This is a genomic window from Streptomyces sp. NPDC002623 (assembly GCF_053592635.1).
In genome coordinates this window covers 109,212-135,803 of sequence record NZ_JBSFWB010000026.1, presented here as the reverse complement: position 1 = coordinate 135,803, position 26,592 = coordinate 109,212, and the positions used below count along the sequence as shown (strand labels likewise).

Annotated in this window: 28 protein-coding genes; 7 read left to right on the top strand and 21 right to left on the bottom strand. The window is 69.1% G+C overall.

Features of this window, described 5'->3' with window-relative positions:
• Positions 1–732 precede the first annotated feature (732 nt).
• The 5 genes from ACWD4O_RS35815 to ACWD4O_RS35795 all read right to left on the bottom strand — a co-directional run bounded on the left by ACWD4O_RS35815 (position 733) and on the right by ACWD4O_RS35795 (position 6,737).
• Complete coding sequence (locus ACWD4O_RS35815) at positions 733–1,335, bottom strand: TetR/AcrR family transcriptional regulator (RefSeq protein ID WP_451286424.1); 603 nt, start codon at positions 1,333–1,335, stop codon at positions 733–735.
• Positions 1,336–1,554: 219 nt separating this feature from the next.
• Complete coding sequence (locus ACWD4O_RS35810; RefSeq protein ID WP_451286422.1) at positions 1,555–2,127, bottom strand: TetR/AcrR family transcriptional regulator; 573 nt, start codon at positions 2,125–2,127, stop codon at positions 1,555–1,557.
• 340 nt (positions 2,128–2,467) lie between these two features.
• The gene (locus tag ACWD4O_RS35805; protein WP_451286420.1) at positions 2,468–3,535 is read right to left on the bottom strand and encodes an alkene reductase; all 1,068 of its coding nucleotides are present in this window, start codon (positions 3,533–3,535) and stop codon (positions 2,468–2,470) included.
• 230 nt (positions 3,536–3,765) lie between these two features.
• Positions 3,766–5,655 (bottom strand): propionyl-CoA synthetase, encoded by a 1,890-nt coding sequence (locus tag ACWD4O_RS35800; RefSeq protein ID WP_451286418.1) that lies wholly within the window; start codon positions 5,653–5,655, stop codon positions 3,766–3,768.
• Positions 5,656–5,825: 170 nt separating this feature from the next.
• Positions 5,826–6,737: an alpha/beta hydrolase fold domain-containing protein gene (locus ACWD4O_RS35795; RefSeq protein ID WP_451286416.1), complete on the bottom strand. Its 912-nt coding sequence runs from the start codon at positions 6,735–6,737 to the stop codon at positions 5,826–5,828.
• Between the two features lie 108 nt (positions 6,738–6,845).
• Between ACWD4O_RS35795 and ACWD4O_RS35790 the strand changes: the two genes are divergently transcribed.
• Positions 6,846–7,265, top strand: coding sequence for a hypothetical protein (locus ACWD4O_RS35790; RefSeq protein ID WP_451286414.1), 420 nt, complete (start codon positions 6,846–6,848; stop codon positions 7,263–7,265).
• 65 nt (positions 7,266–7,330) lie between these two features.
• Here the strand turns inward: ACWD4O_RS35790 and ACWD4O_RS35785 are convergent, their stop codons facing one another.
• On the bottom strand, positions 7,331–8,344 hold the full coding sequence (locus ACWD4O_RS35785) for an NADP-dependent oxidoreductase (protein WP_451286413.1): 1,014 nt from the start codon (positions 8,342–8,344) through the stop codon (positions 7,331–7,333).
• Positions 8,345–8,483: 139 nt separating this feature from the next.
• Between ACWD4O_RS35785 and ACWD4O_RS35780 the strand changes: the two genes are divergently transcribed.
• Positions 8,484–8,957: a winged helix-turn-helix transcriptional regulator gene (locus ACWD4O_RS35780; protein WP_451286444.1), complete on the top strand. Its 474-nt coding sequence runs from the start codon at positions 8,484–8,486 to the stop codon at positions 8,955–8,957.
• 35 nt (positions 8,958–8,992) lie between these two features.
• Here the strand turns inward: ACWD4O_RS35780 and ACWD4O_RS35775 are convergent, their stop codons facing one another.
• Positions 8,993–9,598: a CGNR zinc finger domain-containing protein gene (locus tag ACWD4O_RS35775; RefSeq protein ID WP_451286411.1), complete on the bottom strand. Its 606-nt coding sequence runs from the start codon at positions 9,596–9,598 to the stop codon at positions 8,993–8,995.
• 65 nt (positions 9,599–9,663) lie between these two features.
• Here ACWD4O_RS35775 and ACWD4O_RS35770 point away from each other — a divergent pair, with 65 nt between their 5' ends.
• Positions 9,664–10,557, top strand: coding sequence for an alpha/beta fold hydrolase (locus ACWD4O_RS35770; RefSeq protein WP_451286409.1), 894 nt, complete (start codon positions 9,664–9,666; stop codon positions 10,555–10,557).
• Positions 10,558–10,683: 126 nt separating this feature from the next.
• Here ACWD4O_RS35770 and ACWD4O_RS35765 read toward each other — a convergent pair whose 3' ends face one another.
• The 3 genes from ACWD4O_RS35765 to ACWD4O_RS35755 all read right to left on the bottom strand — a co-directional run bounded on the left by ACWD4O_RS35765 (position 10,684) and on the right by ACWD4O_RS35755 (position 13,274).
• Positions 10,684–11,382 (bottom strand): SDR family oxidoreductase, encoded by a 699-nt coding sequence (locus tag ACWD4O_RS35765; RefSeq protein WP_451286407.1) that lies wholly within the window; start codon positions 11,380–11,382, stop codon positions 10,684–10,686.
• Positions 11,383–11,538: 156 nt separating this feature from the next.
• Positions 11,539–12,555 carry an NADP-dependent oxidoreductase gene (locus ACWD4O_RS35760; RefSeq protein WP_451286405.1) on the bottom strand — a complete coding sequence of 339 codons (1,017 nt, stop codon included), beginning with the start codon at positions 12,553–12,555 and terminating at the stop codon, positions 11,539–11,541.
• Positions 12,556–12,692: 137 nt separating this feature from the next.
• Positions 12,693–13,274, bottom strand: coding sequence for a TetR/AcrR family transcriptional regulator (locus ACWD4O_RS35755; RefSeq protein ID WP_450952246.1), 582 nt, complete (start codon positions 13,272–13,274; stop codon positions 12,693–12,695).
• Between the two features lie 161 nt (positions 13,275–13,435).
• On the opposite strand from ACWD4O_RS35755, the gene ACWD4O_RS35750 reads away from it, so the two are divergent.
• Positions 13,436–15,643: an ATP-binding SpoIIE family protein phosphatase gene (locus ACWD4O_RS35750; RefSeq protein WP_451286403.1), complete on the top strand. Its 2,208-nt coding sequence runs from the start codon at positions 13,436–13,438 to the stop codon at positions 15,641–15,643.
• 9 nt (positions 15,644–15,652) lie between these two features.
• Here ACWD4O_RS35750 and ACWD4O_RS35745 read toward each other — a convergent pair whose 3' ends face one another.
• The 4 genes from ACWD4O_RS35745 to ACWD4O_RS35730 form a co-directional block, all read right to left on the bottom strand.
• Positions 15,653–16,744, bottom strand: a complete 1,092-nt coding sequence (locus tag ACWD4O_RS35745; protein WP_451286443.1) for a class I adenylate-forming enzyme family protein — start codon at positions 16,742–16,744, stop codon at positions 15,653–15,655.
• A gap of 131 nt (positions 16,745–16,875) precedes the next feature.
• Entirely contained in the window at positions 16,876–18,423 is a 1,548-nt protein-coding gene (locus ACWD4O_RS35740; protein WP_451286401.1) for a long-chain-fatty-acid--CoA ligase, read from the bottom strand.
• Between the two features lie 102 nt (positions 18,424–18,525).
• Positions 18,526–19,377: an alpha/beta fold hydrolase gene (locus ACWD4O_RS35735; RefSeq protein ID WP_451286399.1), complete on the bottom strand. Its 852-nt coding sequence runs from the start codon at positions 19,375–19,377 to the stop codon at positions 18,526–18,528.
• Between the two features lie 86 nt (positions 19,378–19,463).
• The gene (locus ACWD4O_RS35730; protein ID WP_451286397.1) at positions 19,464–20,279 is read right to left on the bottom strand and encodes an oxidoreductase; all 816 of its coding nucleotides are present in this window, start codon (positions 20,277–20,279) and stop codon (positions 19,464–19,466) included.
• Between the two features lie 220 nt (positions 20,280–20,499).
• On the opposite strand from ACWD4O_RS35730, the gene ACWD4O_RS35725 reads away from it, so the two are divergent.
• On the top strand, positions 20,500–21,372 hold the full coding sequence (locus tag ACWD4O_RS35725) for an alpha/beta fold hydrolase (protein ID WP_451286395.1): 873 nt from the start codon (positions 20,500–20,502) through the stop codon (positions 21,370–21,372).
• An 84-nt stretch (positions 21,373–21,456) separates the two neighbouring features.
• Here ACWD4O_RS35725 and ACWD4O_RS35720 read toward each other — a convergent pair whose 3' ends face one another.
• The 7 genes from ACWD4O_RS35720 to ACWD4O_RS35690 all read right to left on the bottom strand — a co-directional run bounded on the left by ACWD4O_RS35720 (position 21,457) and on the right by ACWD4O_RS35690 (position 25,357).
• Positions 21,457–21,723 carry a hypothetical protein gene (locus tag ACWD4O_RS35720; RefSeq protein ID WP_351919407.1) on the bottom strand — a complete coding sequence of 89 codons (267 nt, stop codon included), beginning with the start codon at positions 21,721–21,723 and terminating at the stop codon, positions 21,457–21,459.
• Positions 21,724–21,824: 101 nt separating this feature from the next.
• Positions 21,825–22,004, bottom strand: a complete 180-nt coding sequence (locus ACWD4O_RS35715; RefSeq protein ID WP_451286393.1) for a hypothetical protein — start codon at positions 22,002–22,004, stop codon at positions 21,825–21,827.
• Positions 22,005–22,009: 5 nt separating this feature from the next.
• Positions 22,010–22,585, bottom strand: coding sequence for a DUF5994 family protein (locus ACWD4O_RS35710; protein WP_451286391.1), 576 nt, complete (start codon positions 22,583–22,585; stop codon positions 22,010–22,012).
• Between the two features lie 398 nt (positions 22,586–22,983).
• Positions 22,984–23,319, bottom strand: coding sequence for a YnfA family protein (locus ACWD4O_RS35705; RefSeq protein WP_451286441.1), 336 nt, complete (start codon positions 23,317–23,319; stop codon positions 22,984–22,986).
• 644 nt (positions 23,320–23,963) lie between these two features.
• A complete protein-coding gene (locus ACWD4O_RS35700) occupies positions 23,964–24,245 on the bottom strand; it encodes a hypothetical protein (RefSeq protein WP_451286389.1) in 282 nt (93 codons plus the stop codon).
• A gap of 26 nt (positions 24,246–24,271) precedes the next feature.
• Complete coding sequence (locus ACWD4O_RS35695; protein ID WP_451286388.1) at positions 24,272–24,817, bottom strand: GbsR/MarR family transcriptional regulator; 546 nt, start codon at positions 24,815–24,817, stop codon at positions 24,272–24,274.
• 114 nt (positions 24,818–24,931) lie between these two features.
• On the bottom strand, positions 24,932–25,357 hold the full coding sequence (locus ACWD4O_RS35690; RefSeq protein WP_451286386.1) for a hypothetical protein: 426 nt from the start codon (positions 25,355–25,357) through the stop codon (positions 24,932–24,934).
• Positions 25,358–25,451: 94 nt separating this feature from the next.
• On the opposite strand from ACWD4O_RS35690, the gene ACWD4O_RS35685 reads away from it, so the two are divergent.
• Complete coding sequence (locus ACWD4O_RS35685) at positions 25,452–25,787, top strand: ArsR/SmtB family transcription factor (protein ID WP_451286384.1); 336 nt, start codon at positions 25,452–25,454, stop codon at positions 25,785–25,787.
• Positions 25,787–26,506 (top strand): cation transporter, encoded by a 720-nt coding sequence (locus ACWD4O_RS35680; protein WP_451286383.1) that lies wholly within the window; start codon positions 25,787–25,789, stop codon positions 26,504–26,506. The genes ACWD4O_RS35685 and ACWD4O_RS35680 overlap by 1 nt, the downstream gene beginning before the upstream one ends.
• Positions 26,507–26,592: the final 86 nt, after the last annotated feature.

Below are 26,592 nucleotides of genomic sequence, written 5' to 3'. Positions count from 1 at the left end.
ACGGTTCGCCAGGTCGACCTGGCGAACCGTCACGGCCGTCCTCGCTGATCGAAGGCAGGACTCCGGCCTCGTCGTCGTGCCGGATGGGTGTCGGCCCGCCACGGCTGTTGTCGTGGCGGGCCGACGGTATGGTGCGGTTCGGGAAAGGATCGCGGCGGCGATGATGCAGGGCTCGCTGCCGCACCGGCGTGGTGAGTCCGCTGAGTCTGATGGGTCCGGTCGTTCTCGCCGTTCGCCACCAGGGCCGGTTGGCCGATGGCCGACAGGTCCGACGGAGCCTGGCGGCCCCATCGTCTGATGGCCTTCAGCTGGGCGCGGAACGCCGGCAGCGAGATGTCCTTGTCCCGGTTGTGCGTGCGCTCCTTCAGTCGTTCGCGGTAGGCGCGACCGGCCTGTCGGCCGCCTGCGGTTCCGGTGAAGAACAGGGAGAGCTTCGGATCCTGGCGACTAGGGGCGCCCTTGAGCGTGGCCCGTATGGCGAGTGAGGGGACCTTGTCGATACCGGGGCCCCCGGCGGGGCCCGTACCCGACGTCGTGCGGCGAGTCCGTCGACGACGCGCGGGTCCCAGTTGTCCAGGACCCCGGCCAGGTGGATCAAGAGGATCAGCGGCACGCCACCCTCGGGGCCGAGCTCCCGATAGGCGAAGTCGTCGCCGCGAACGGACACGAAACCGGTCGGTGCGTTCTTGTACGACGGCTTCGGGGGAGAAGGGGAGTTCCGCGGAGTGTTGTTCATGTCGGTCCCGCGGCGGGTTCATGCTCGGTGCCCAGCAGGGCCAGGGCGTTGTGGATGCCCTGTTCGAGGAGGCTGTCGGAGAGTTGCCTGTCGGTGAGGGCGCGGGAGAGCTGTAGCGTCCCGGCCATCATGGCGTAGGCGCCGAGTGCCTTCGTGCGGACCGAGTGTGGGTCGTCGGGTGCCAGGCGGGCGGCGATGCCGTCGATGACCAGCAGTACGCCGTCGGTGTAAGCCTGCCTGGTCGGGTCTGTGCAGCGCCCGATTTCGTCGAGCAGGGCGGCGGAGGGGCAGCCGTCGACGGGGCTGTTGCGATGCTGGGGGGACAGGTACCACCGCACGATCTGTTCGAGTCCCGCGCGGCCGGGTGCCGCATGGGCGACGATGTTCGCGTTCTGTCTGCGCAGTTGGTCGGCGACCGCGTTGGCCACGAGGTCGTCCTTCGAGGGGAAGTGGGTGTAGAAGGCACCGTTGGTCAGCCCCGCGTCCTTCATGAGTGCCGAGATGCCCGAGCTGTCGATGCCGTCCCGCTTGAACCTGCGTCCGGCCGTCTCGATGATCCGTTGTCTGGTCGTCTGCTTGTGGTCCTTCCCGTAGCGCACCGCCTGCTCCTTCGCTTGTCAGGTGAGTCGTTCGCACTCCATTGACATCATCCCCACATTGTATGTTGATCGTAATTTCACATGCGAAGGGCGGCGGTCGTCCGTTCGGTGGGACACGAAGACCTCCGTGCGGTGCAGTCCTGGACAGTTCCGCCACGTCGGAGGTCTTCGCGATGATCAAGCACCCGAGTGTGTCAACAACGCTCGTGAGCGATACGGCTAGCGCATGAAGGTGAGCGCGTTCTCGATGCCCTGTTCGAGGACGTCGTCGGCCGACTTCTGGTCGGTGAGGGCTCGGGACAGCTGCATCGTCCCCACCAGCATGGTGAAGAGGCCGATGGCCGTGCCGCGGGCGGACTGCGGGTTCCCGGGTTCCAGGCGGGCGGCGATCTCGTCCAGGATGTCCTGCGCGCCGTCGGTGTAGGCCTGCTTGGTTCCGTTCTCGCAGCGGCCGATCTCGTCGAGGAGGGCGGCGGACGGGCAGCCGAGACCGGGGTTGTCCCGGTGTTCGGGCGACAGGTACTCGCGAATGAGGTCCTCGAGCCCTGGGCGGCCGGGCCGCAGGGTGCCGTACCTCGCGACCTGCGTGCGCAGTTCCTCGGCCACGACATGGGCGACGAGGTCGTCCTTGGACGCGAAGTGGGCATAGAAGGCCCCGTTGGTGAGGCCGGCGTCCGACATCAGCGTGGAGATACCCGAGCCGTCTATGCCGTCCTGCTTGAACCGGTGACCGGCCTTCTCGATGATCCGCTGCCGCGTCACCTGCTTGTGTTCCTTGGCATAGCGCACCACGGTCGTCTCCATTCGCTCGGTAAGGCCGTCGCCTCGCGTTCAAGCCTAAGCCATGACCTGACACGTGTAATATTACGAGCGGAAGGTCATTAGGTCGGCGATCCGCGATCGGTCAGAACGACGGCTGGAGGCTCGGTCCGCGCGGTTCTGCCGTGCGCGGCGCGCCTCGCTCACGCTCGGGTCGGCTGCTGCTCTCGGCGCGGAGCGCGGGGGCGCGAGGCGACAGGTCACGGCGTAAGGCGGTGGTGGCCCGATCCTCGGGTTGCCGCCGTCGTACGCCGTGACCGTAGTGAGGCGCGGCGCCCGCTGCCGGACGGCTCCTCGGGCGCCGGATTTTTCGTCAGGCGGTGTGGGTGGGGTAATCGGTGTAGCCGGCCGCGCCGCCGCCGTAGAAGGTGTTGGGGTCGGGGGTGTTCAGGGGGGCGCCGGAGCGCAGGCGCTCGACGAGGTCGGGGTTGGCGAGGGCCATGGTGCCGACGGTGACGACGTCGGCCAGGCCGACCTCGACGTCCTTTGCGCGGGCGGCGATGTCGGCGCCGCCCCGGTTGAGGAGCAGGGTGGTCGGCCACAACTTGCGCAGGGTGAAGAGGAGTTCCTCGTCGCCGCCGTGGCCGATGTGCAGGTAGGCGAGGTCGAGGGGTGCGAGGGCGCGCAGGAGGTGGGGGTAGAGCTCGTGGGGGTCGCTCTCCGCGAGGTCGTTGATCTGGTAGGGGTTGCCGGGCGAGAGCCGGATGCCGGTGCGGCCGGCGCCGATCTCGTCGGCCACGGCCGTGGCGACCTCCACCGCGAAACGGATGCGGTTGTCGAGGGACCCGCCGTACCGGTCGGTGCGCTGGTTGGCGCTGGGGAAGAGGAACTGGTTGACCAGGTAGCCGTTGGCCCCGTGGATCTCGACGCCGTCCGCGCCGGCGGCTATGGCGGCCGCGGCGGCGCGCCGGAAGTCGTCGACCGTCGCGGCGACCTCCTCGGTGGAGAGCTCGCGCGGCACCGGCATCTCCTGGAGCCCGGACGGGGTGAACGTCTGGCCGGCCGGCTTGATCGCGGAGGGGGCCACCGGCTGCCGGTGGTGGGGGGTGTTGTCCGGGTGGGCGATGCGTCCGGCGTGCATCAGCTGGATGACGATGCGTCCCTCGGCCCCGTGCACGGCGTCGGTGACCTTGCGCCAGCCGGCGATGTGTTCCTCGGTGTAGATGCCCGGGGTCACCGGGTAGCCCTGGCCGTCGGCCGAGGGCTGGGTGCCCTCGGTGATGATGAGCGCGTGCGAGGCGCGCTGGGCGTAGTACTCGGCGTTCAGCTCGGTCGGCACACCGTCCGGCGTGGCGCGGCTGCGGGTCAGGGGAGCCATGGCCAGCCGGTGCGGCAGGGGGATCTCTCCGACGGTGGTCGGGTTCCACAGGGCGTTGAGCATGAGTGATTCCTCGGATGGTGGGCGGTGGATCAATGGAGGGGGAGGCTGCCGCCGTAGGGGTGTGGCTGATCGGGGCACCATAGAATTATGAACATAATACTATGTTCGGGTGTGAGTGATCGCAAGGGGGTGGGCGACCGACCGCGGAGACGTCGAACACGCCGCACCCCACGTGCGCGGGACGAGCTCACCCGCTGTCGGTCAGGCCGGTCAGCCTCTGCTACGGCCGCTCACGGGGTATGGGCGGTACGGCGGAGAACGGGGCGCAGGGCTTCGATGACGCCGGGGTCGTCCACCGTGGAAGGCATGGGTTCGTCGTGTCCGTCCGCGATACCACGCATCGTCCTGCGCAGGATCTTCCCCGAGCGGGTCTTGGGCAGGGCGGCCACGACCGCGACGTCCTTGAGGGAGGCGACGGCCCCGATGCGCTCGCGCACGAGCTGGACGAGTTCGGCCTCGACCTCGCCCGGCTCGCGATCGACGCCGGCTTTCAGGACGACGAAACCGCGCGGCACCTGCCCCTTCAGGGCGTCGGCGACGCCGATGACGGCGCATTCGGCGACGTCGGGATGGGCGGCCAGGGCCTCTTCCATGCTGCCGGTGGACAGGCGGTGTCCGGCGACGTTGATGACGTCGTCGGTACGGCCCATGACGAAGACATAGCCGTCCTCGTCGATATGACCGCTGTCACCGGTGAGGTAGAAGCCGGAGTACTCGGAGAGGTAGGAGGCGACGTAGCGGTCGTCGTCCTGCCAGAGAGTGGGGAGCGCGCCGGGCGGCAGGGGCAGCTTCACGACGATCGCGCCGTCGACGCCGGCGGGCACCGGCTCGCCCGAGGCGTCGAGGACGCGGACGTCCCAGCCCGGCAGCGGTCGTGTCGGGGAGCCGGGCTTGAGAGGGGCGGCCTCGATGCCCACGGGGTTGGCGACGATGGGCCAGCCGGTCTCGGTCTGCCACCAGTGGTCGATCACCGGGATGCCCAGCAGATCGCTCGCCCAGTGATACGTCTCGGGGTCCAGGCGCTCGCCGGCGAGGAAGAGGTGGCGCAGGTGGGTGAGGTCGTGGTCGGCGGCGAGTGTTCCCTCGGGGTCCTCCTTGCGGATGGCACGGAAGGCGGTGGGAGCGGTGAACATCGTCTTGACCCGGTGATCGGCGGCCACGCGCCAGAACTGGCCGGCGTCCGGGGTGCCGACCGGCTTGCCCTCGTACAGGACCGTCGTGGCACCGGCCAGCAGCGGCGCGTACACGATGTACGAGTGCCCGACCACCCAGCCGACGTCGGAGCCGGTGAACATCGTCTCGCCCGGGCCCACGTCGTAGACGGCTCCCATCGACCAGTGGAGGGCGACCGCGTAGCCGCCGCAGTCACGCACGACTCCCTTGGGCTTTCCGGTCGTTCCGGACGTGTAGAGGATGTAGAGGGGGTCGGTGGCGGAGACGGGAACGCAGTCGGCGGGGGGTGCGGCGGCGACCAGGTCGGACCAGTCGAGATCGTCGGGCCCCAACTCGGCACGTTCCTGCGGACGTTGCAGGATCACGCTCTTCTCGGGCTTGTGGACCGCGAGTTCGATCGCCCGGTCGAGCAGCGGCTTGTACGCGATGACCCGCTTGCCCTCGATGCCGCAGGACGCGGAGACGACCACCTTGGGGGCGGCGTCATCGATGCGGAGGGCGAGTTCGCGCGGCGCGAAGCCGCCGAAGACGACCGAGTGGACCGCGCCGATGCGCGCACAGGCCAGCATCGCGATCGCGGCCTCCGGGACCATCGGCATATAGATCACCACCCGGTCGCCGTGCCCCACGCCGAGCTGCGCGAGCGCGCCGGCGAAGGCCGCCACCTCGTCCCGCAGCTGCGTGTAGGTGTAGGTGCGCAGGGTGTCGGTCACGGGTGAGTCGTGGATGAGCGCGGCCTGCTCGCCGCGGCCGGCCTCGATGTGGCGGTCGAGCGCGTTGAAACAGACGTTGAGCCGCCCGTCGGGAAACCAGCGGTAGAAGGATGCGCCCGAGGAGCCCAGGGCGCGTCGCGGAGGGACATCCCAGTCGATGGCCTCCGCCGCCTTCAGCCAGAAGCTCTCCGGGTCTTCGGTGCTGGCGCGGAAGACGTCCTCGTACGTTCCCATCGCTCACTCCTTTGTGGCATCGGGGACGGGGTGCGGCGGCGTGCGGAACGGTGCCGGACACAAGTACCGCATGTCGGCCGGCACGGTCGAGCAGGATGCCGGAGACCGGGCGCCCGGTCACCGGCACTGCGGTGGTGCAGAGGCCACCCGCAGCCAGGTACGGCCTCCGCTCACGCGCCGAGGTGCTCGCGGAGCCACTGACCCATCTGCCGGATCGCCTGGTCCACCTCGGGTACCCGCCCCGCGCCCAGGACGAACGAGTGCTGTCCCTCCGGGAGCGGGTGGACCTCGGAGATGACCTTGAAGTCCGCGAGGCGGCGGCCGAGCTGGGCGCCGTCGTCGGCGAGGGTCTCGTACTCGCCGTAGTGGACGACCGTGGGCGGCAGACCGGTCAGGTCGGCGTTCGCGAGGCTGAACAGCGGGTCGGCGAAGTCCACTCCGGGCTCCTGGAGCCAGGCCCCCCGGAAGAGCTCCAGGATGCCCCTGCTGAGCATCTTGTCGTTCTCCTCGTTCCTGTCGACGGCGGGGTTCTCGAGGGTGAGGTCGGCCCACGGAGAGACGCTCACGATCGCGCCCGGGGTCGCCTCGCCCTTCGCGAGGAGACGCAGCGGCAGCAGTACCGCGAGTGTTCCGCCGATCGAGTGGCCCGTGCTGCCGATGTTCCGCGGCTCGTAGCCCTGGGAGAGCAGCCACCGGTAGGCCGTCTCCGCGTCGTCGAGCTGCGCGGGGTGCGGGTGCTCGGGCGCCAGGCGGAAGTCGACGACGAGGGAGCGGGCGCCGGCCGCCTTCGCGATGTGACCGGCGGTCTTGCGGTCCGAGTGCATCGAGGCGGTGACCGACCCGCCGAAGTGGAAGTGGAGCAGGGCCCGGTCGGGGTCGGCGCCCTCGGGGATGGCCCACAGGGCGGGGACGCCGTTCGCGTCCACCTCGGCGTAGGTGACGCCTTCCGGCTCGGTCGACGCCTTGTGGTGGGAGTCGACTATGTCGCGGACGATGGCCAGATCGAGGCCCGGCGTCGCGGACTTCGCGCTCACGCTCTCGAGGAACTGCGCGAACTGCTGTGCCTCTGGGCTTGCTCCCATGGTGGTGCTCCTTCACAGGTTGCTGCCGCGCCCGCTTGCCGCGTGCGGCCAGATCGATGTAACGGTGCTGACGCTACTGGCTGAGTATATGAAAGTAAACTCAACTGAGTGGGAAATCGCCTGGCACGTCACCGTGGTGACGAGGTTCAGCGGGATCCGTCGGGGCTGTTCACCGCACGGGAGACTCCCGCCCACGGTCTGTCGAACGCGATGCTCTTCCCCGCAGTGACCGCCTTCTCCGTGCCCGCCGCCGAGGGCCGGTACGCCGACTGCGCACGCGCACTCGGAGCCGCGACCGACGGCGACAGCGACGCCTCGGCCGCCGAGAAGTTCGTGGCAGCACTCCGTGCCCTGTGCCACGATCTTGAGGTTCCCACCCCCGGAGCGCATGGCATCGACAAGGACGAGTGGTTCCGCCTGTCTCCCCTCATGGCCGAGCAGGCACTCGAGTCCGGGTCGCCCGCCAACAACCCCGTGGTGCCCACCGTGGACGAGATCCAGGATCTGTACGCCCGGATCTACGCCTGACGCAGGGCGAGCGAGGCAACCGCGACCGGCACGGTCGCCGCCATCGACGGCGCGCTTGCCGTGTCTCAGTTGCTGTCGGGCGTCATCGAGACCACGACCTTGCCGGCCTTGGTGCGGCCCTGTTCGACGTATGCCATCGCCTCGAGCGTCCGGTCGAAGGGGAAGGTCGTGTCGATGACGGGGCGGAGCTGTCCGTTGTCGTAGAGGGCGCCGAGCTTGCGCAGTTGGGAGCCGTCGGCCTGCATGAAGAAGAACTGGTAGCGCACGCCCAGGGTCTTCGCCTGCTTGCGGACCTTGCGGCTGAGCGCGTTCATGACCAGGCCCATGAATCCGGGGGCGCCGAGCTGCTTGGCGAACCCGGCGTCCGGCGGGCCGACGACACCGACGGCCAGGCCGCCGGGCTTCAGTACGGTCAGCGACTTTTCCAGGTTCGCCCCGCCCACGGAGTCCAGCACCAGGTCGTAGCCGGACAGGACCTTGGAGAAGTCCTCCTTGGTGTAGTCGACGACGATGTCTGCGCCGAGGCTTCTGACCAGCTTCTCGGTGTCGGTGTTCGTCGTCGTCGCCACCGTGGCGCCGAGGTGTTTGGCGAGCTGGACGACGGTCGATCCGAGGCCGCCGGCACCGGCGTGGACGAGGACCTTCTGGCCCGGCTTCAGATGGGCGCGGTCGACGAGGATCTGCCAGGCGGCCAGGGCCACCAGCGGGACCGCGGCCGCCTCTTCGAAGGTGAGCGAGGCCGGCTTCGGCGCCACGTCGTCCACGTCGATGGCGATGAACTCGGCGAAGGTTCCGATCCGCAGGTCGCGCGGACGGGCGTAGACCTCGTCGCCGGCCTTGAAGCTGTGTACGGCGGAGCCGACCCGTGTCACGACGCCGGCCACGTCGTGGCCGAGCACGAACGGGGCCTTGTACTTCAGGAGCTGCTTGAACTCCCCGTTGCGGACCATTTTGTCCAGCGGGTTGATGCTGGTGGCGCTCACTCTGACCAGGACGTCGCGGTCCCCGAGGGTGGGCTCGGGTACGTCGGCGGCGCGGGCGCCGTCCTTGCCGTACTTCTCGACGACGAATGCCTTCATGTCGGCTGTCTTTCTGTGCGATTCCTGGGTGGCGGATGTGCCGGTCATGACGCTACGTGCTGAGTATGGAAAAGTAAACTCAGGTGAGGTTAGAATCGCCGGCATGGATGCGTGGACCGAAGTTCTCCAGGACACCGGCATGGACCCCCGTCTGGACCGGGACGTGTCGAACTGCTCGATCGCCCGGACCCTCGAGGTCGTGGGGGAGAAATGGACGATCCTGATCCTGCGCGAGGTCTGGTACGGCTCGTCCCGCTTCAGTGACTTCGAGCGTGTCCTCGGCTGCCCCCGCAACCTCCTCGCGGCGCGACTGAAGATGCTGGTGGAGGAAGGGATCCTGGCCACCGAGACCTACCGGGAGCCGGGCTCGCGGAGCCGGCCGAAGTACGTGATCACTCCCAAGGGGATGGATCTGGTCCCGGCCGTCATGGGACTTCTGCAGTGGGGCGACCGTTACCGCGCCGACCCGGAGGGCCCGGCCATGCTCACACGGCATCGCGGATGCGGCGCACACGTCGACGCCCAGATCCGCTGCGAACGAGGCCACGCCGTGCAAGCAGAAGACATCGAGAGCCTCCCCGGCCCCGCCTTCCGCATGAGGCCCGCCGAGTGAGCTGAGTGCCGTCGCACCAGGAACTCGGGAGGGCCTCAGTCCTGCGGAGCGTGCCCGCTCTGTCTGGTGCGGGCCTGGTGGAGGCGGACCTTGGTGCGGTTGCCGCAGCGGGACATGGAGCACCAGCGGCGATTGCGGGCGGGGGAGCGGTCCAGGAAGCGGAGGGCGCACGTCTCCGCGCCGCACACCCGGACGCGCCGGATCTCGGCGGACAGGAGCAGGTCGACGGCGTCCTGGGCGACGAGTGCCAGCGCGGCTGCGGGCTCGGTGGCGAGGTTCGTCGTCCTCACGGGTTCCAGGCGTCCGTCCGTCACGACGATCTGCCGGGCGGGCCGGAGGGCCGCCGCTGCCGACCGGTTGAGCAGCGCGACGTCACCGGACGAAGGCAGCCGGCCGTCGGCGACCGCGAGTACGGCCCGGTCGACGGCCCCACGCAGGCGTCGGCCCGATGTCAGGGCGGCGGCAGTCGTGGGGGATTGGGCGTCCGGTGTGAGCAACTCGGCCTCCTGGAGCCAGAGAACGAGGTCACCCGCATTCCGCAGCGTCTCTCTGGGCGTTGTCCGCCACCGGTCGCGGAGGGTGTTGGTGAAGTCCAGGCAGACCCGCCCGCCGTCCCAGATCCACATGTCGTCCGTTGCCACGCCTCTATTCTGCACGTTAGCTTTAACCCTCTAAGAGGGTTAGTTCGTATCGGGGAGGCGCGCCCATGGGACAGCCCGCAGTGACCACAGGTGTGACGCAGGTGGACGGGATCCGCCTGCACTACGCCCGAGCGGGATCCGGCCCGCTGCTCGTTCTGCTCCACGGCTGGCCGCAGACCTCCGACTGCTGGCGGCCGGTGCTGGCCGATCTCGCCGCCGACCACACCGTCGTGGCGCCCGACCTGCGTGGCTACGGACTGACCGACAAGCCCACGACGGGCTACGACAAGCGGCGGATGGCTGCCGACATGGCCGGCCTCGTCGAGGCGCTCGGCTTCGAGAAGGCCGCCGTGGTGGGGCACGACCGCGGCGCTCGTGTGGGGCACCGCTGGGGGCTGGACCGTCCGGACCAGGTGGAGCGGCTGGCGGTGCTGGACGTGGTGCCCACCCGGGAGATGTTCCGCCGCATGGACGCCTCGCTCGCTTCCGGGTACTGGCACTGGCTGTTCCAGATGCAGCCCGATCTGCCCGAGCGCCTGGTGGGACAGGACATCCGCGGGTATCTCGAGTACTTCTTCGAGCGGTGGACCTACAACCGCCATGGACTGACAGCCGAAGCCGTCGACGGCTACGTCCGCGCGTTCTCCCGTCCGGGCGCCATGCGCGCGAGCTTCGACGACTACCGCGCCATGGAGCAGGACATCGCGCTCGACGACATCGACGCCGCCGAAGGCCGCCGCCTCACCATGCCGGTGCTGGCGGTGTGGGGTTCTGTGGGACTCCCGGCCCGCATGCCGACGCTGGAGATCTGGCGCGACTACGCCGACGACGTCACCGGCGTCGAGATCCCGGAGTGCGGCCACTTCATCCCGGAGGAGCAACCGGAGGCGCTGGTGGCCCGATTGAGGTCCTTCCTGGCCGGCGAGGCATCAGGAGCGCCAGGGTTGCGGCGAGGGTGACCGCGCCGGCTCCGGTCCAGAGGGCGGGCCTGAGTCCGTCGACGAAGAGGGCGGCGGTGCCGTAGCCGCCCTGTGCGGAGAAGAAGGCCCGCGGCATCGGCGTCGCGACACTCGCGGGCATGGCGGTCAGGGGAGCTGCGGATAAAGCATGGAGACGCCTCCGGCCAGCGCGGCCTGGGCCTGGCGGGCGGCGTTGTCCGCGAGGATCTCGTAGGCGCCCGAGGCGATGCCGTCGACGGCGATCCGGGCGATGTCGGTGGGGTCGGACTTGGCAGCGTCGACGTCCCGGGCCATGTCGGTGTCCATGTAGCCGACGTGCAGTCCGGCCACTCGGATGCCCTCGCCGGCGAGCTGCACGCGCAGGGCGTTGGTGAGCGACCACTCCGCGGACTTGGCGGCGCAGTAGGCGCCGATCTCCGGGAAGCTGACCCAGGACAGGCCGGACAGGATGTTGAGGATCGTCCCACCGCCGTTGGCCGCGATCTGGGGCGCGAAGCTTCGGACCACCGAGAGGGTGCCGAAGAAGTGCGTGTCCATCTCCAGCCGGATGTCGTCCGGGTCGGCCGTGAGCAGGTCGGCGCCGGTGGCCGAGCCCGCGTTGTTGATCAGGACGGTCACATCGCCGGTGGCCGCGGCGGCGGCCGCGACGGAGGCCGGGTCGGTGATGTCGAGGGCGATCGGCTTGGCGCCGGGCAGGTCGACCTGGTCGGGATTGCGGGCACCGGCGTAGACGTTGGCGCCGCGGCGGAGCAGTTCGGCGGCGAGGGCCCGGCCGAAGCCCCGGTTGGCTCCGGTGACAAGGGCGGTACTGGTGGAGATATCCATGGGGGGTTCCTGGTGGGAGGGGGTGTCGAGCAATTAAATTACGATCGTAAGACTAAAGCTTGTGGGTTGCTGATGGCAAGCGCGGTGCCTGTGATCGACGCGTGAAGGGCCTGCCGTGCGCACGGCAGGCCCTTCACGCTGTCCGCCGGGACGGAGTCAGAGCTTCACGATCATCTTTCCGACGTTCTCGCCCCGCATCATCGCGAGGAAGGCGTCCAGGGTGTTGTCGAGGCCGTCCCGTACGGTTTCGCGGTAGTGGAGCTTGCCCTCGGCGAGCCAGCCGCCGACCTCGCGCACGAAGTCCGGCTGGAGGTCCAGCTCTTCACTGAACATGAACGCCAGGATGTCCGAACGTGTCACGGACAGATTCCACAGATTGCGCGGGCCCACGACCTTCTCGTCGTTGTACTGGGAGACCATGCCCGACAGGACGATCCGCGCATGCAGCCTGAGCGCACCGATCGCCGCCTCCAGGTGCTCGCCCCCGACGTTGTCGAAGAAGACGTCGATGCCGTCCGGTGCGGCCAGGGCCAGCTGCTCGGCCACCGGCCCGTTCCTGTAGTTGAACGCCGCGTCGTACCCGTACTCCTCGATCAGCACCTTGACCTTCTCGTCCGAGCCCGCGCTGCCGATCACCCGTCCGGCACCCTTCAGCTTGGCGATCTGGCCGACCTGGCTGCCGACCGCGCCCGCCGCCCCGGAGACGAAGACGACGTCGCCCTCCTTGATCTTCGCGAAGCGCTCGAGCCCGATGTGCGCGGTGAGTCCGGTGACGCCGAGCACGCCCAGGTAGGCGGTGAGCGGCGCCAGTTTCGGGTCCACCTTCTGGGCCGTCGCCGCGTCGAGGACCGCGTGGTCGCGCCAGCCCAGGACGTGCACCACGTGGTCGCCGGGTGCGAAACCCTCGGCGTTGGACACCAGGACACGGCCGACCGCGGGGCCGTCCAGCGGCGCGCCCACCTCGTACGGCTCGATGTAGGACTTCTTGTCGCTCATCCGGCCCCGCATGTAGGGGTCGACCGAGAGGTACTCGTTGGCGACCAGGAGCTGCCCCGGGCCGGGCGTGGGGAGGTCGACCTCGCGCAGCGAGAAGTCGGAGGCCGTCGGCCGGCCCTCGGGGCGGGAGTCCAGGTGCCATGCGCGGGCGGTGGTGGGCAGAGTCTGCTCGGACATGTGGATCAGGTCCCTTCAGGGGGATCGGGTTTCTTGTGTACAGAAAGGTCTGTCTACTGAACAGAAAGGTCTGTTCGGACTGCTCCCGATACGGTCCCGCTCCGACCCGCCGAGTGGCGGTGCGGGCCCTGCGGGGTTCAGTCGGACTGCGAGCAGGCCGCGTCGAGCAGGTCGCGCGCCGCCCGCTTGGCTGCCTCGGCGGCGGTATCGGCCTGGTCGACGCGCGTCGCCGCCAGTGTGCCGTCGATGAGGACGGTGAGCTGGAATGCGAGCGTGTCCGGGTCCGCGGCACCCGCCGCGACGGCCAGGTCGCGCACCCAGGCGCGCACGGCGCCCTTGTGCTCCACGGTGATGGCGTGCGCGGTGCTGCCCGGGTCGTATTCCGCCACCGCGTTGATGAACGCACAGCCCAGCGTGCCCGCACGCGCCGCTTGTTCCAGTGCGACGAAGAGGCCGAAGAGCTGCTCGCGCGGGTCGTCCCCGGCCGCGAGGGCGGCTGAGCGCAGCTGGCGCCGCCAGCTGTCGTCCATCCGTCGCAGATAGGCGGCGACCACGTCGTCCTTGCTGGGGAAGTGCTTGTACAGCGTGGCCTTGGCGACCCCCGACTCGGCGATGAGCCGGTCCACCCCCACGGCGTGGATGCCATGGGCGTAGAACAGCTTGCTGGCAGTGTCGAGGATGCGGTCCCGGGCCGGGCGTCGCTCGGTCGCGGTGCTCATGCCGGTAAGTTAACAGACAGGTCTGTCTACGGCAATGAGGGGGCGTCGGGCGGACGGCGCCGCGTGGGCAGCATCGACGGCTTGGGTATCGGGACGTTCGGGTTCCACCTGCCAGGGGCCGGGATATGCCCATATGTTCCTTTGCCCGTACATTTTGGTCTATGGGAACCGATGCCCATGCCTTCCTCCGTGAACTCGCACAAGAGCTCAGGCCTCGATCGGATCTGCTTACCGAAGTGGTGCTGCAACGCCTGCAAAGCGAGTTCCCCGAGGTGTGGAAGCACGAGGACATCGCCGCTGTGGCGCCGGCGGGTCTGTCCCAACACGTCGACGCCGTTCTGGAGTTCCTTGAGCGCGGGCGCGAACTGTCCGAGGTCAGGACACCGCCCGCGGCCATCGACTTCGCTGCTCGGCTCGCTGAGCACGGGGTGCAGATCAGCGAACTCCTGCGCGTCTATCGGCTCGTCCACGCCGGGTTGCTCCAGCTGTTCTATGAGGAGACGGGACGTCTCACCGAGGACCCCGAGCTGATCAATGAAGTGATGCTCGCACTGAGCGCGATTGCCTTCGAGTACGTCGACCGCACCTCGCAGCAGGCGGTCGCGGCGTACCAGAGAGCACGCGACCGCTGGCTGCAGCGGCGGCTGACCACCCTCAACGAGGCCGGCACACGGATCGGAACCACCCTGGACACCACCCGCACCGCCCAGGAACTGGCAGAGGTCGGTACCGACCACCTGGCGGACCTCGTCACCGTCGACCTTCTCGACGTCGCCCTCCACGACGAAGGAACGTACCCGGACGACGGTCCGCCCGTCGTCCGGCGGATCGCGCAGTCCGTCTCGGACGGCAGCATGGACCGCATGGACCGCATGGACCTCACCGACCGCACGGACCGCACGAACCCGGTCGACGTCCCAGGGCCGCGGCACATCTATCCGGAAGGGTCGGAACCGGCCGTCGCGCTGGCCACCGGGCGACCCCTCCGCCTCGGCATCAAAGCCTTCGACGCTCCGACATGGCTGGACATGCCTGCGGACGACAGCGACGCGTCGGGCGCGGGCGGCATCCACTCCGTGCTCCTGGTCCCGCTGTGGGCACGTGGAAATCCGCTGGGGCTGGCCCAGTTCTGCCGCCGTCACACGGCGGATCCCTTCGAGGACGACGATCTGCTCCTCGCCCAGGAGATCGCCTCCAGAGCAGCGGTGAACATCGACAACGCCCGTCGCTACACCCAGGAGCGGGCCATCGCCCTCACCCTCCAGCGCAGTCTGCTGCCGCAGCACATGCCGGAGGAGTCCGCCGTCGAGACGGCTTCCCGCTACCTGCCCAGCGGATCCCGAGCGGGCGTGGGCGGTGACTGGTACGACGTGATCCCGCTCTCCGGAGCCCGTGTCGCCCTCGTCGTGGGCGACGTGGTCGGCCGGGGCCTCCAGGCCTCGGCCACCATGGGCGGACTGCGCACGGCCGTCCGCACTCTGGCGGACATCGACCTCACCCCCGACGAACTGCTGACCCACCTCGACGACGTCGTCATCCGACTGCAGCGCACCGAGCAAAGGGGCACGGGCGAGATCAGCGCCACATGTCTGTACGCGGTCTACGACCCCGTCTCCCGGGTGTGCTCCCTGGCCAGCGCCGGACACGTGCTGCCGGCCGTGGTGACTCCTGGTGAAGCCCCGGAGCCCCATACGGTCGTCCTGCCGGAGCTGCCGATCGGCCCGCCACTGGGCCTGGGAGGGCTGCCTTTCGAAACCGCCCAGTTCGAACTGCCGCCGGGCAGCCTGCTGGTGCTGTACACCGATGGCCTCATCGAGAGCCGCGCGCGCGAGGTGGACGCCGCCCTCGCGGTGCTGTCCGACGTCCTTGCCCAGGCGCCGGCGTCGCTGGAGGAGACCTGCGACGGGCTGCTCCACGCGCTGTTGCCCAGCCGCCCCACCGATGACATCGCTCTTCTCGTGGCACGCACCCGGGCGCTGGACGCCGACCACGTCGCCACACTGGATCTCCCCTCCGATCCGGCCGTCGTCTCCGAGGCGCGCGCCTTCGCCTCCGATCTGCTTGCCGCGTGGGGCCTGGAGGAGATGGCCTTCACCACGGAACTCGTGGTGAGCGAACTGGTGACGAACGCCATCCGCTACGGCAAGAGCCCCATCCAACTGCGGATGATCCTTCAGTCCACCGTGACCTGCGAGGTCTCCGACGCCAGCGGCACCGCCCCGCACCTGCGCCGGGCACGGGCCTTCGACGAGGGCGGCCGAGGTCTGCTCCTGGTCGCCCAGCTCACCGAACGCTGGGGCACGCGGCACCACCGCGAGGGGAAGGTCATCTGGGCGGAACAGCTGATTCCAGCCGCCCCCGCCGAGTGACGGCGTCGATCAGGACCCGGCGGAAACCGAGGCGTGGGCAGCCCGCAACGCGGGTTTGTCGATCTTGCCGACCGCGTTCTTCGCGATGGCTTCCACGACGACGAACGAGGTCGGGCGCTTGTAGCCGGTGAGGCTGCGCGCACAGAGCGCTTCGAGCGTCTCCCGATCGACGATCGAACCCGGTCGAGGCTGGACGTAGGCGACGACCACCTCTCCCCACTTGTCGTCGGGGACGCCGATCACGGCGGCCTCGAGTACCGACGGATCGCCGGTGAGCACGTCCTCGATCTCCTTGGGGTAGATGTTCTCCCCGCCTCGGATGATCATGTCCTTCGAGCGTCCGACGAGGGTCAGATAGCCCTCGGCGTCGAGATGGCCCAAGTCGCCCGTGTGCAGCCAGCCGTCGACGATGACCTTGGCCGTCTCCTCCGGGCAGCCGAGGTAGCCCCGCATGACGTTGGGGCCGCGCACGACGACCTCGCCGTCCGTGCCGGGAGCCGTCCCGGTGCCGTCGGCGTCGACGATCCGGATCTCCTGGCCGGGGAAAGGAAGGCCCACCGTTCCGGCGCGCCGCGGCCCTGAGACGGGGTTGATGGTCGAGCCGCAGGTTCCTTCGGAGAGCCCGTATCCCTCCACGAGGGGAAACCCGTACCGGGCCTCGAACCGGGTCAACAACTCGGCCGAGGCGGGTGCGGCGCCACAGACCGCGAACCTCAGCGACGACGTGTCGGGCCGGACGTCGTCCGGGAGTGCCGCGAGCATGCCGTAGATCGTCGGCACCGCGCTGAAGAACGTGGGGCGCTCCCGCTCGACGAGATCGAAGAAGCTGCGGGGATCGAACCGGCGGCCCGCCATGACGACGTCGGCGCCGGCGAGAAGCGGCGTCAGGACGCTGACCACGATGCCGTTGACATGGAAGAGCGGCAGGATCAGCAGGCAGCGGTCACTGGGCCCCACCTGGAGGGCCACGCGTCCCATCTCCACCATGGCGTCGATGTTGGCGTGGTCGAGCATCACCCCCTTGGGCACCCCCGTCGTACCGCTGGTGTAGATGAGGAGGGCCAGCGCGGATCTCCGGCGACGCCGACTACTCCGCCCGATTCCTCGACTTCGCGAGGGTGGTGTGAGCGCCCGCTCCTGAACTCATGGCAGCGGCTGGTAGAGAGCCGTCGTCCCAGCGGACGGGGACCGGGCCGACTGCTCTAGACGCCCTTCCCTGGTGGTCCCGAAGGTCAGGTCAGCTCACGCTTGAGGATCTTGCCGGTGGCGTTCATGGGCAGGGTGTCCACGAACTGGACGATGCGTGGGTACTTGTTGGCGGCCATGGTGGTGCGGCACCAGGCGATGAGATCGTCCTCTGTCAGCTCGGCGCCCGGCTTGAGGATGACGAACGCCTTGACCTCCTCGCCATGGCTCGGGTGCGGGACGCCGACCACGGCGGAGAGGCTGACCGCGGGGTGGGTGAGCAGGACTTCCTCCAGCTCCCGCGGATAGACGTTGTAGCCGCCGCGGATGATCATGTCCTTCTTGCGGTCGACGATGTAGAGGTAGCCCTCGGCGTCCCTGGTGGCGATGTCGCCGCTGCGCAGCCAGCCCTGTGCATCCACTGCCTCGGCGGTCGCTTCGGGGCGGCCGAGGTAGCCCTTCATGACGTTGTGGCCGCGCAGCCAGATCTCGCCGGCTTCGTCGACGGCGGCCTCGGCGCCGTCCTCACGCACCACTCGGACCTGGACACCCCAGAGCGGCACGCCGACCGAGCCCGGCTTGCGGGGCCGGTCCCGGTGGTTGAAGGTGGCCACCCCGCTCGTCTCCGACATGCCGAAACCCTCCAGGATCGGGACGCCGAACCGTTTCTCGAACTCGGTGAGGACCTCGACGGGCAGTGACGACCCGCCCGCCACCGCAACCCGCAGGTTGGCCGCGATCTTCGTGAGGTCGTACCGGTCCGCATCCGGGTAGTTGAGGAGGGCCCAGTACATGGTGGGCACGCCGGCGAAGACGGTGACGTCCTCACTCTCCATCAGAGCCAAGGCGTCCGACGGGGTGAACCGTGCCTGGAGGACCAGTGCCGCGCCCGCGGCGATGCCTGCGTTCATCAGTACGCACTGGCCGAAGGTGTGGAACAGCGGCAGCGTCACCAGGTGGACGTCGTTCGGCCGGCTGCCGAGGAGCCGGTTGCACTGCAGGGCGATATGCACCAGGTTGCTGTGCGTCAGCTCGGCGCCCTTGGGCTGTCCGGTGGTCCCGCTGGTGTACACCACCACCGCAGTGTCCGTCTCCGCCGTCGGATGTGAGCCCACCTCCGCACGTTGCTCCGCGGTGAACCGGGCCAGTGTCTCCCCGGCCGTTCGGCCGCTCGCCGCCTGCGCGTCCTCGGTGAGCAGGACGAAGAGTTCACAGCCCGCTGCGGCCTCGAAGGCGGCCCGTCCCCGCTCGCCCATCGGCAGGTCGTCGCTGCCTTCGAAACAGAAATACGCCCGCGCCTGTGAGTCGCGCAGATGATAGGCCACCTCCCGTTCCGTCAGCAGAGTGCTGAGCGGGATGACGGCGGCGCCTGCCTTGAGGATCCCGTAGTAGACGATCGGGAAGTACGCCAGATTGGGGCAGCTGAGCGCAACCTGGTCGCCGCTCCCGATGCCACGGGCCAACAGGGCGGCCGCCACCCGGTCTGCCTCCGCGTTGAACTCGGCGTAGCTCCACCTCTCCTCTCCCTGGATCAGCGCCGTGTGGTCGGGGCGGGTGCGTGCGGTGTCCTCCAGGAGGACAGCGAGGTTGAGCATGTGGACCTCCACGAGGTCACGTCGTCGGGACACCCCTGTTGGCCGGGGCGCGTGGTGGTGACGTTCAGCGATAGGGGCTGGACGACGGGTCGACGGGTGTGGTCAGGCGGCGAGGAAGTCGGTTACCTGCTTGGTGAAGGCCTTGGCGTACTGGAAGAGGAAGGCGTGGCCGGCACCGGTGTAGAGGACAAGGGTGGCGTCGGCGAGGTGCTGGACCGCGACATAGGAGTTGTGGGCAGGGATCATCACGTCGTGCAGGCCGTTGGCGTAGAGGACGGGCTGCTGGATGGCCTCGAGTTCCGCCACCACCTCGTCGAAGGGCGCCGCCAGGAGGGTGGCGGCGGCGGTGAGCATGCCCTGGGCGGCCGTCTCGGAGACCGCGGGGCCACCGGCGGCGAGCCGGGTGGAGACGTGGTCGAAGTGCTCGCGGCCGGCGGCGCGGGCGGTCTCCGTCTCGGGGTAGAAGAGGTAGAGCATGTCCTCCAGGTCGGCATCCGGCTTGGCCATGATGCCCAGGACCTTCTCGCTGAAGGGCGGTGCGTCGGGTACCCAGCCGGCCGGTCCGCTGCCCGCCACGACGAGCTTGCGCACCAGCTCGGGGCGGCGCACGGCCACCCGCTGGGCGACGATCCCGCCCAGGGACCAGCCGAGGAGGTCGGCCTGCGCGAGGCCGAGCGCGTCGATGAACTCGACGGCGCCCTGGGCGAATCCCTCGAGGGAGTCGCGCGGCTCGCCGTCGGTGTAGCCGACGCCGACGTTGTCGAACACGATCACGTCGTGGCCGGCGGCCAGGTGGTCCAGAAACTCCGGGTCCCACCAGTCGATGGTGCCGCGGAAGCGGTTCAGCAGGACCAGCGGGACACCGTCCCGCGGCCCGAACCGCCGGTAGGTGAACGTCGCGGAAGGGCCCTCGACGGTGAGGTTCTCGGCCTTGTCTGCCAGATACGTGCTCATGAAGTCCTTCTCCTGTTCGACGGGCGTGCGCGAGATTTCACGGGTGCCGTGAGGCGTTGTCTGCAGCTCTCAGACGGCGAGAGCTCTCAGCCGGCGAGCCTGTTGATCTTGCGGATCTGTCCGTCGAAAGCCCCGGCGGGAATCATGCGGCGCGCCGTGCTGACGCGCCGGGCGTTCCGGCTGGCGCCGTACCGCAGTTTCGGCTTGGCGTCGGTGGCGGCCGCGACGATCGCCTTCGCGACGGTGGCGGGGTCGTCGCCGTCATCGTTGAACGCCGCCGCCAGCTGGTCGGCGATGCGCCGCTGCTCCGCGTAGATCTGCATGGGCATGTCGGGCGCGACGGCGTTCGACTCGAACGAGGTGTTGGTGCCGGCCGGCTGGACGAGAAGGGCTCGGACCCCGTGTTCGCGGATCTCGTGGTCCAGGGACTCGGTGTACCCCTCGATGGCGTGCTTGGAGGCCGCGTAGGAGGCCATGTAGGGCTGGGGGATGAACCCGAGGATGGACGAGATGTTGATGATCCGCCCGCTTCCCTGGGCGCGCATGTGCGGCAGGACGGCCTTCGTCATGCGCATCACACCGAAGACGTTGATGTCGAAGACGCGCTGGGCCTGCGCGACGGAGTTCTCCTCGTCGGCGCCCGAGGACCCGATGCCGGCGTTGTTGACCAGGACGTCGATCCGCCCGAACCGATCGATCACCTCCGCGACCGCAGCGGTGACCGATTCGTCGTCGGTCACGTCGAGGGCGAGAAAGGTCACGCCGTCGCGACGGGTGATCACCGACGACCTCCGGCTCGTGCCCACCGTCTCGAACCCTGCTGCGGCGAGCGCGAGCGCGGCCGCCTTTCCGATACCGGAGGATGCACCCGTCACGAGTGCCACCGGCCGAGTTGTCGCCATCACTTGCCTCCCTGGTTAATTAAATTATGTTCATAATTCTATGCATGCGGAGTCTGTGGTTGGCAAGTGGCCCGGCGCCAACCGGTTCGGGGCGCCGCGCGGCCGGTCTGCCGTAGCGGTCGGCGCCCCTTGTGGCTCAATGGAATTACGGTCATACTTCAATTCGCTCGCCACCCGAGGAGGAGGGCGGCGTCATCGCAGAAACCCCAGGCCGAAGGGCATGACCGTGAGTGACTCACAGGAAGTACGAGGCGACGTGGTGACGTCGTACAAGAACGCGCCGACCCGCACCATCACCGCCGGCGGAGTGACGTTCGCCTATCGCGAGCTGGGTCCCCGCTCCGGCGTCCCGGTGGTCTTTCTCAACCACCTCTACGGAGTCCTCGACAACTGGGACCCCCGGGTCGTCGACGGCATAGCCGCAAAGCGCCGGGTCATCACGTTCGACAACAGGGGCGTCGGCACTTCCACCGGTTCGACCCCGCGCACCATCCAGGAGATGGCCAAGGACGCCGTCACCTTCATCCGGGCGCTCGGGCTGGAGCACGTCGACATCCACGGCTTCTCGATGGGCGGCATGATCGCGCAGGTGATCGTGCAGACCGATCCGCAGCTCGTCCGCAGGCTGATCCTCAGCGGCACCGGTCCCGCAGGGGGCGAGGGCATCAAGAACGTGACGGTGTTGTCCCATCTCGACACCGCCCGAGCCCTGCTCACCTTTCAGGATCCGAAGCAGTTCCTCTTCTTCACCCGCACCGCGGGCGGGCGCCGGGCCGGCAAGGAGTTCCTGGCCCGCCTGAAGGAGCGCACGGTCGACCGGGACAAAACGATGTCCCCGATCGCGTACAACAACCAGCTCAAGGCCATTCACCGCTGGGGCCTGGAAAAGCCCCAGGATCTCTCCGTCGTCCACCAGCCCGTGCTCGTCGCGAACGGCGACAACGACAGGATGGTCCCGTCGAAGAACTCGGCCGACCTCGCGCGGCGACTGCCGAACGCCGAGTTGGTGATCTACCCCGACGCCGGGCACGGCGGCATCTTCCAGTTCCACCGGCAGTTCGTGGAGACGGCTCTTGAGTTCCTCGAACGGTAGAGAGGGGAAGTGTGGCGCTGACTGCGTTCCTCCCGTGAGCGGGGGGTGGGTCCCGGCCCCGGGTCCCGGGGCCCGTGGGGGCTCTCAGGTCTCGTCGGCGTGGGCGCCGGTGCCGACGGAGCTCCGGCTGGCGGCCAGCCAGGAGCGGGCCGGGCCGGCGGGTGTTGCAGTGTCCACGGTGAGGTGGAGGCGGGTGGCGCCGTCCAGGCCGGGATAGCTGCGCTGTTCCGTTCCGGCGAAGCAGTGGCGAAGCGCCTCCGCGACCGCTCGGGCGGCTTGGGGCGTGTGCGCGATGATCCGTACCTCGGCGTGCCCGAGCGAGGCCAGTGTCTGGGTCTCGATGTACTTCACGTGGGCGTGTTCCCTTCGGGGTGGGCGAGAAGCCGGCGGGGTGGGGCGCCGTGGCGCCCCGCCTGCTGCCCCCGGTCGGAGGAGGGTCCGTTCCTCACCGGTCATCCGGTGCGGTGGGTGCGACGACTGGTGTCGTCCGGCAGGCCGGGAGGTCTCGGCAGGGGGTCGCTGAAGTGGTGGGCCGCGATCCGTGCGTCGTGCTGGGCATTGAGCAGGTGGATCAGGCGCATCCCGATGCCGGTAGCGAGGACGATCACTGCGATGATGACGAGGGTCTCCATGGAGCTCACCTCCAACCGTTTCTTGGCGGCGGGAGGGCGCTTCGCCTCATCGGGTTCCCGAAGGGGGACATGCAGGCCCCGCCTTCGCTCTCCCAAGTGGCTTCCCGGCGCACGGTGTCACTGATGCTGCGCCCCATGACGGCTTCGTCGGTCAGCAGGACGCCCGCGGTGAGGACGCTGCCCGGGATCGCTGCGGCAGCCATCAGTCGGGCAGCGGCTGCGGGTGCGGTCTCGGGCGGGATGACGAGGAGGTCCCAGCGCCCGACGGTGTAGGAGAGCAGGATGAGCTTGTCGGGGTCCTGTTCTGTGAACCAGCCCACGTGCAGCATGCGCCCGTCCACGGCAACCGTGTGCGGGACGACGGGCCAGCGGGTGGGGTTCACGGTGACGCGCGTGATGCGGCCCCAGAGTTCCTCCAGGGCGGCGGCGAGCGGCGGGAGTTCGGCTTCGAGGTCGCGGGAGTAGGGCCACCAGGCCCCGTCCAGCTGGCCGGCGAGCGTGGTCTTCGGGGTGAGGGACAAGCGTGCCGGAAGCTCTGCGGCGAGGTCGCGGGGCGCGGTCCGGTCGAGGGTCGTGGTCATGATGGGGACCTGCCCCCGGGCCGCCCGTCGACAGCCCGGTTTTTCGTGGTCGCCGGAAATGACACCCGCGTGAAAGCCGGTGTGCGAAGTACCTCCGGTGCTTTCACTGTACGCCTGTTCGACGGGCTATGACCGTCGTGACCAGGTATTTTCCGGCGGACGCTGGATCGGCCGGCGGGAGTGTCGTGAAACGACGGCGGGTTCGTGCAAGCCGCCGGGTGGGCACCGGCATCGGTATCGGCCGTGAACTGCGACGACGGACGACCCGGTCGTCCGCTCTGCGCTGAAGGCCGGACACCTGAGCGGGAGGTCCCCTTGGGTGACCTGACCTGACCTGACCTGACCTGAGCGGTCCAGATATTCGCGGTGTTGGATGCCCGGCTGTCAGACCCAGGGGGTCAGTTGCCGCGCGGGGCGTACATGATCACTGCCATTCCGGCGAGGCAGATCAGGGCGCCGATGGTGTCGAAGCGGTCGGGTCGGTATCCATCGGCGATCATGCCCCAGGCGATCGACCCTGCGACGAAGATCCCGCCGTACGCGGCCAGGATGCGCCCGAAGTTGTCGTCGCTCTGGAAGGTGGCCACGACTCCGTAAAGGCCGAGGGCGATCACGCCGGCGCCGATCCAGATCCATCCCTTGTGTTCGCGGATGCCCTGCCAGACCAGCCAGGCTCCTCCGATCTCGAACAGGGCTGCGACGACGAACAGGGCGATGGAGCGGGCGACGAGCACGTCAGGGGTCTTTCTTTGTGGCAGGGCGGCTTTGAGGGTGGAGCGGGCGGGATCAGGGGCTGTGCCGAACAGGTCGGCGAGTATGTCCGTGCCGTCGGCGGGGGAACGCACCACGAGGTGGACGCGACGGCCGTCGAGGTGGAGGCGAAAGTCGAAGAACGGGCAGCACTGCTGCTCGGCGGCGGCAAGTTCGGCTGCCGCTCCGGCTCGGTCGGCGGGCAAGGTCAGTCGTATGCCGTCAGCGATTCGGCTAGCGGGGAGATCCGCATCGCTCTCATGCCCTCGACGGTAAACCTTCCACCTGGCTCGAAGGTCAAGGCGGTGGGGGAGCAGCCATCGGTGTCCTGGTCGCGCTGCCCGCCCGGTTGGCCGTGGTCTCGGCCGTCGAGGTGGCCGCACGCCGGCCGGTCGCGGTCAACCTGCTGGCAGGCAGCCTGCTGGGCACCTGGCCTTCGCCCGCTGCAGGGGAGGCGGAGGTTGGCACCGAGGGCAGCGAAGCTGTCGTCGCGGTGACCATGGTCGCAGGCTGATCACCGGCGCATTGCTGGGCGGGCTGCTCCTCGGCATGTTCAGCAGGTTGAGCCGTCCCGGCAACGGCAGTCGTGCGACGTCCGCCCGCGCCTCGCGACATGGCGTGATTCGGGTCATTCCTCGACGAGTTCGGCGAGGACCTCGGCGGCGGTGGAGTTGCCCTGGTCTGCCAGACGGCGCAGTTCGGTGAGGTCGTCCTGTTCGGCGGCGAGTTCGATGAGCTGGTCGGTCGCGGTGGAGTTGCCGCTCTCCGAGAGGCGTCGGAGTTCCCCCATGTCGCCCTGTTCTGCGGCCAGTTCGATCAACTCGTCGGCGGCGTCGGCGTCTCCACGACCGATGCGCTCGCGCAGAGCGGCCACATCGGACCGGTAGGACAGGTTGGGCTCGGTCGTCATGGAACTCTCCGTGGCCGTCGAGGCTATCAGGGGCTATCAGGGGCTATGCGGGGATATGGGGGGGCTACGAGGGGCTTTGGGTCGGAGGGGGGAAGCTTTCCGGAGGCGCGCAGTTCCTCGCGGTGTGCATGCCACTCGTCCCGCAGTGCGGGCAGGCGCTCGGCGAGGAACTCCGCCAGCGCGACCATCTCTTCGAGCGGAGCCCGGCGCGTCGGCGCTGCGTCGGTCAGCAGGTCCAGGCCCTCCCGGAACAGCGCCGCGTGCTCCAGGTGGAGGGTCGCGTCGAAGTTCTGCGGCTGCCGACCGGTCGAGTTCAAGCTCACCCGGTCCATCCGTTCGCCGGCCGACCTGGTGCGTCTTGCCAGGTCGTAGCTCTCCAGCAGTTTCACCGCACCCGTGACCGCGCTTCGGCTCGCCAGCAGCGCGTCGCTCAGTTCGTCGATCGTCTGCTGGGCCGGATCGCAGACGAGCAGATAACCGAGCAGGCGTCCGGCCATGGGCGGGAAACCGTAGTTCCGGGCGTAGAAGCGGCCGACGTGGTCGGCGAAGATCAGCTGGGCGTCCTGTGGCACATCAGCAATCTAGCATCTATCGCTGAGATGACACTTATTTCTGTCATCTCAGCGAGGTGGATGGGTGGCGGACAGGGGCGGACGGGTGATGGATGAGCGTGGGCGTGCTGCTGCTCAGGCAAGTCCCGAGGCCCGAAGCACCCCTTGGACCGTCTCGTCGTCGATGTGATGCCCCAGTCGCGTCATGACATCCGTTCCCAGGCGCAGCGTGCCGCGCTCCAGGGAGCGGTGGGCGCCCGTGTCGAGCTCGTGCCAGAGCAAGGGGTTGGCCGCGAGGATCCGGGGGTCGAGTTCCAGCAGGTTGCCGAAGGCGTCCCGCAGGACCAGGTGGGACGAGACACCGTCGTACTGCCGTACGGTCGTCAGCGCGTCGGTGCGGACGACGAGCCGGCGCCAAGGGGTGCGTACAGCAAGCCAGCCGGGGCCCGCGCTCACCCGTGGCGGCAGCAGGACGATGAACACCGTGGCCGACAAGAGGGACCAGAGCAGGGCGCGGAGGAGCGTCAGGCCTCCCGCGTCCCAGTCGACCAGGAGGCTCATGGACCAGAACACCTTCGACCACAGGCCCGAACTGCGCCACCCGTGCTGTAGTACACGATGTTCTGAATTCATGAATCCATGTACTCTCGTGGGTGTGCTGACTGTTGCCTACGATGTCGACGTCCTGGCCCGGTTCGGTCGTGCGCTCGCCGACCCGATCCGCTGCCGGGTCCTGCTCGCCCTGCGTGAAGCCCCGGCCTATCCGGCCGACCTCGCGGACGCGCTCGGTGTCTCGCGCACCCGGCTGTCCAACCACCTCGCCTGCCTGCGGGACTGCGGCTTGGTCGTCACCGTGCCCGATGGCCGCCGTACCCGCTATGAGCTCGCCGACGAACGCCTCGGCCACGCGCTCGATGCCCTGCGCACCGCCGTGGTGGCCGTCGAGACCGACCGCACCTGCGTCGAAGCCGACGAAAAGGGCTGCTGCTGATGACCGCGATATCCCTCGGTCCCTCTCCGGCCCGCCGTGACGCGCTCGCCCGCCGAATACGCCTGCTGGTCACCGCGACCATCACCTACAACGCGATCGAGGCGACAGTCGCCCTCACCGCCGGCACCCTCGCCTCCTCCACCGCGCTGATCGGCTTCGGCCTGGACTCCGTCATCGAGGTCACCTCGGCAGCCGCGGTCGCCTGGCAGTTCTCCGCCCGCGAGCACGCCGTACGCGAAGCCCGCGAGAAGACCACTCTGCGGATCATCGCGCTGTCGTTCTTCGCGCTCGCCGCTTACGTGACGGTCGACGCCGTACGCGCCCTGGCCGGCACCGGCACCGGCGAGGCCGAAGGTTCCCTCCCCGGTATCGTGCTTGCCGCCGTTTCCCTCGCGGTCATGCCGTTCCTGTCCGCCGCCCAGCGCCGCGCGGGCCGCGAACTCGGCTCCGCCAGCGCGGTGGCCGACTCCAAGCAGACCCTGCTGTGCACGTACCTCTCCGCCGTGCTGCTCGTCGGCCTGGTCCTCAACGCCACCCTCGGCTGGTCCTGGGCCGACCCCGTCGCCGCCCTCGTCATCGCCGCCATCGCCGTGAAGGAAGGCCGCGACGCCTGGCAGGGCAAGGGGTGCTGCGCGCCCGCGGCCGCTGTGGCGCCGACCGCCGACTCCGCGGTCGGCGACGCGTGCGGGTGCGGCCCCGGCTGTGCCTGCTGCAACTGACCGTCCACGCACGCCGAACGGGCCCGCTGCCGACCCGCGGCTCCTATGAGGTGCGGGCGTCGTCCGGCTCGTACCCGTTCCCGAGT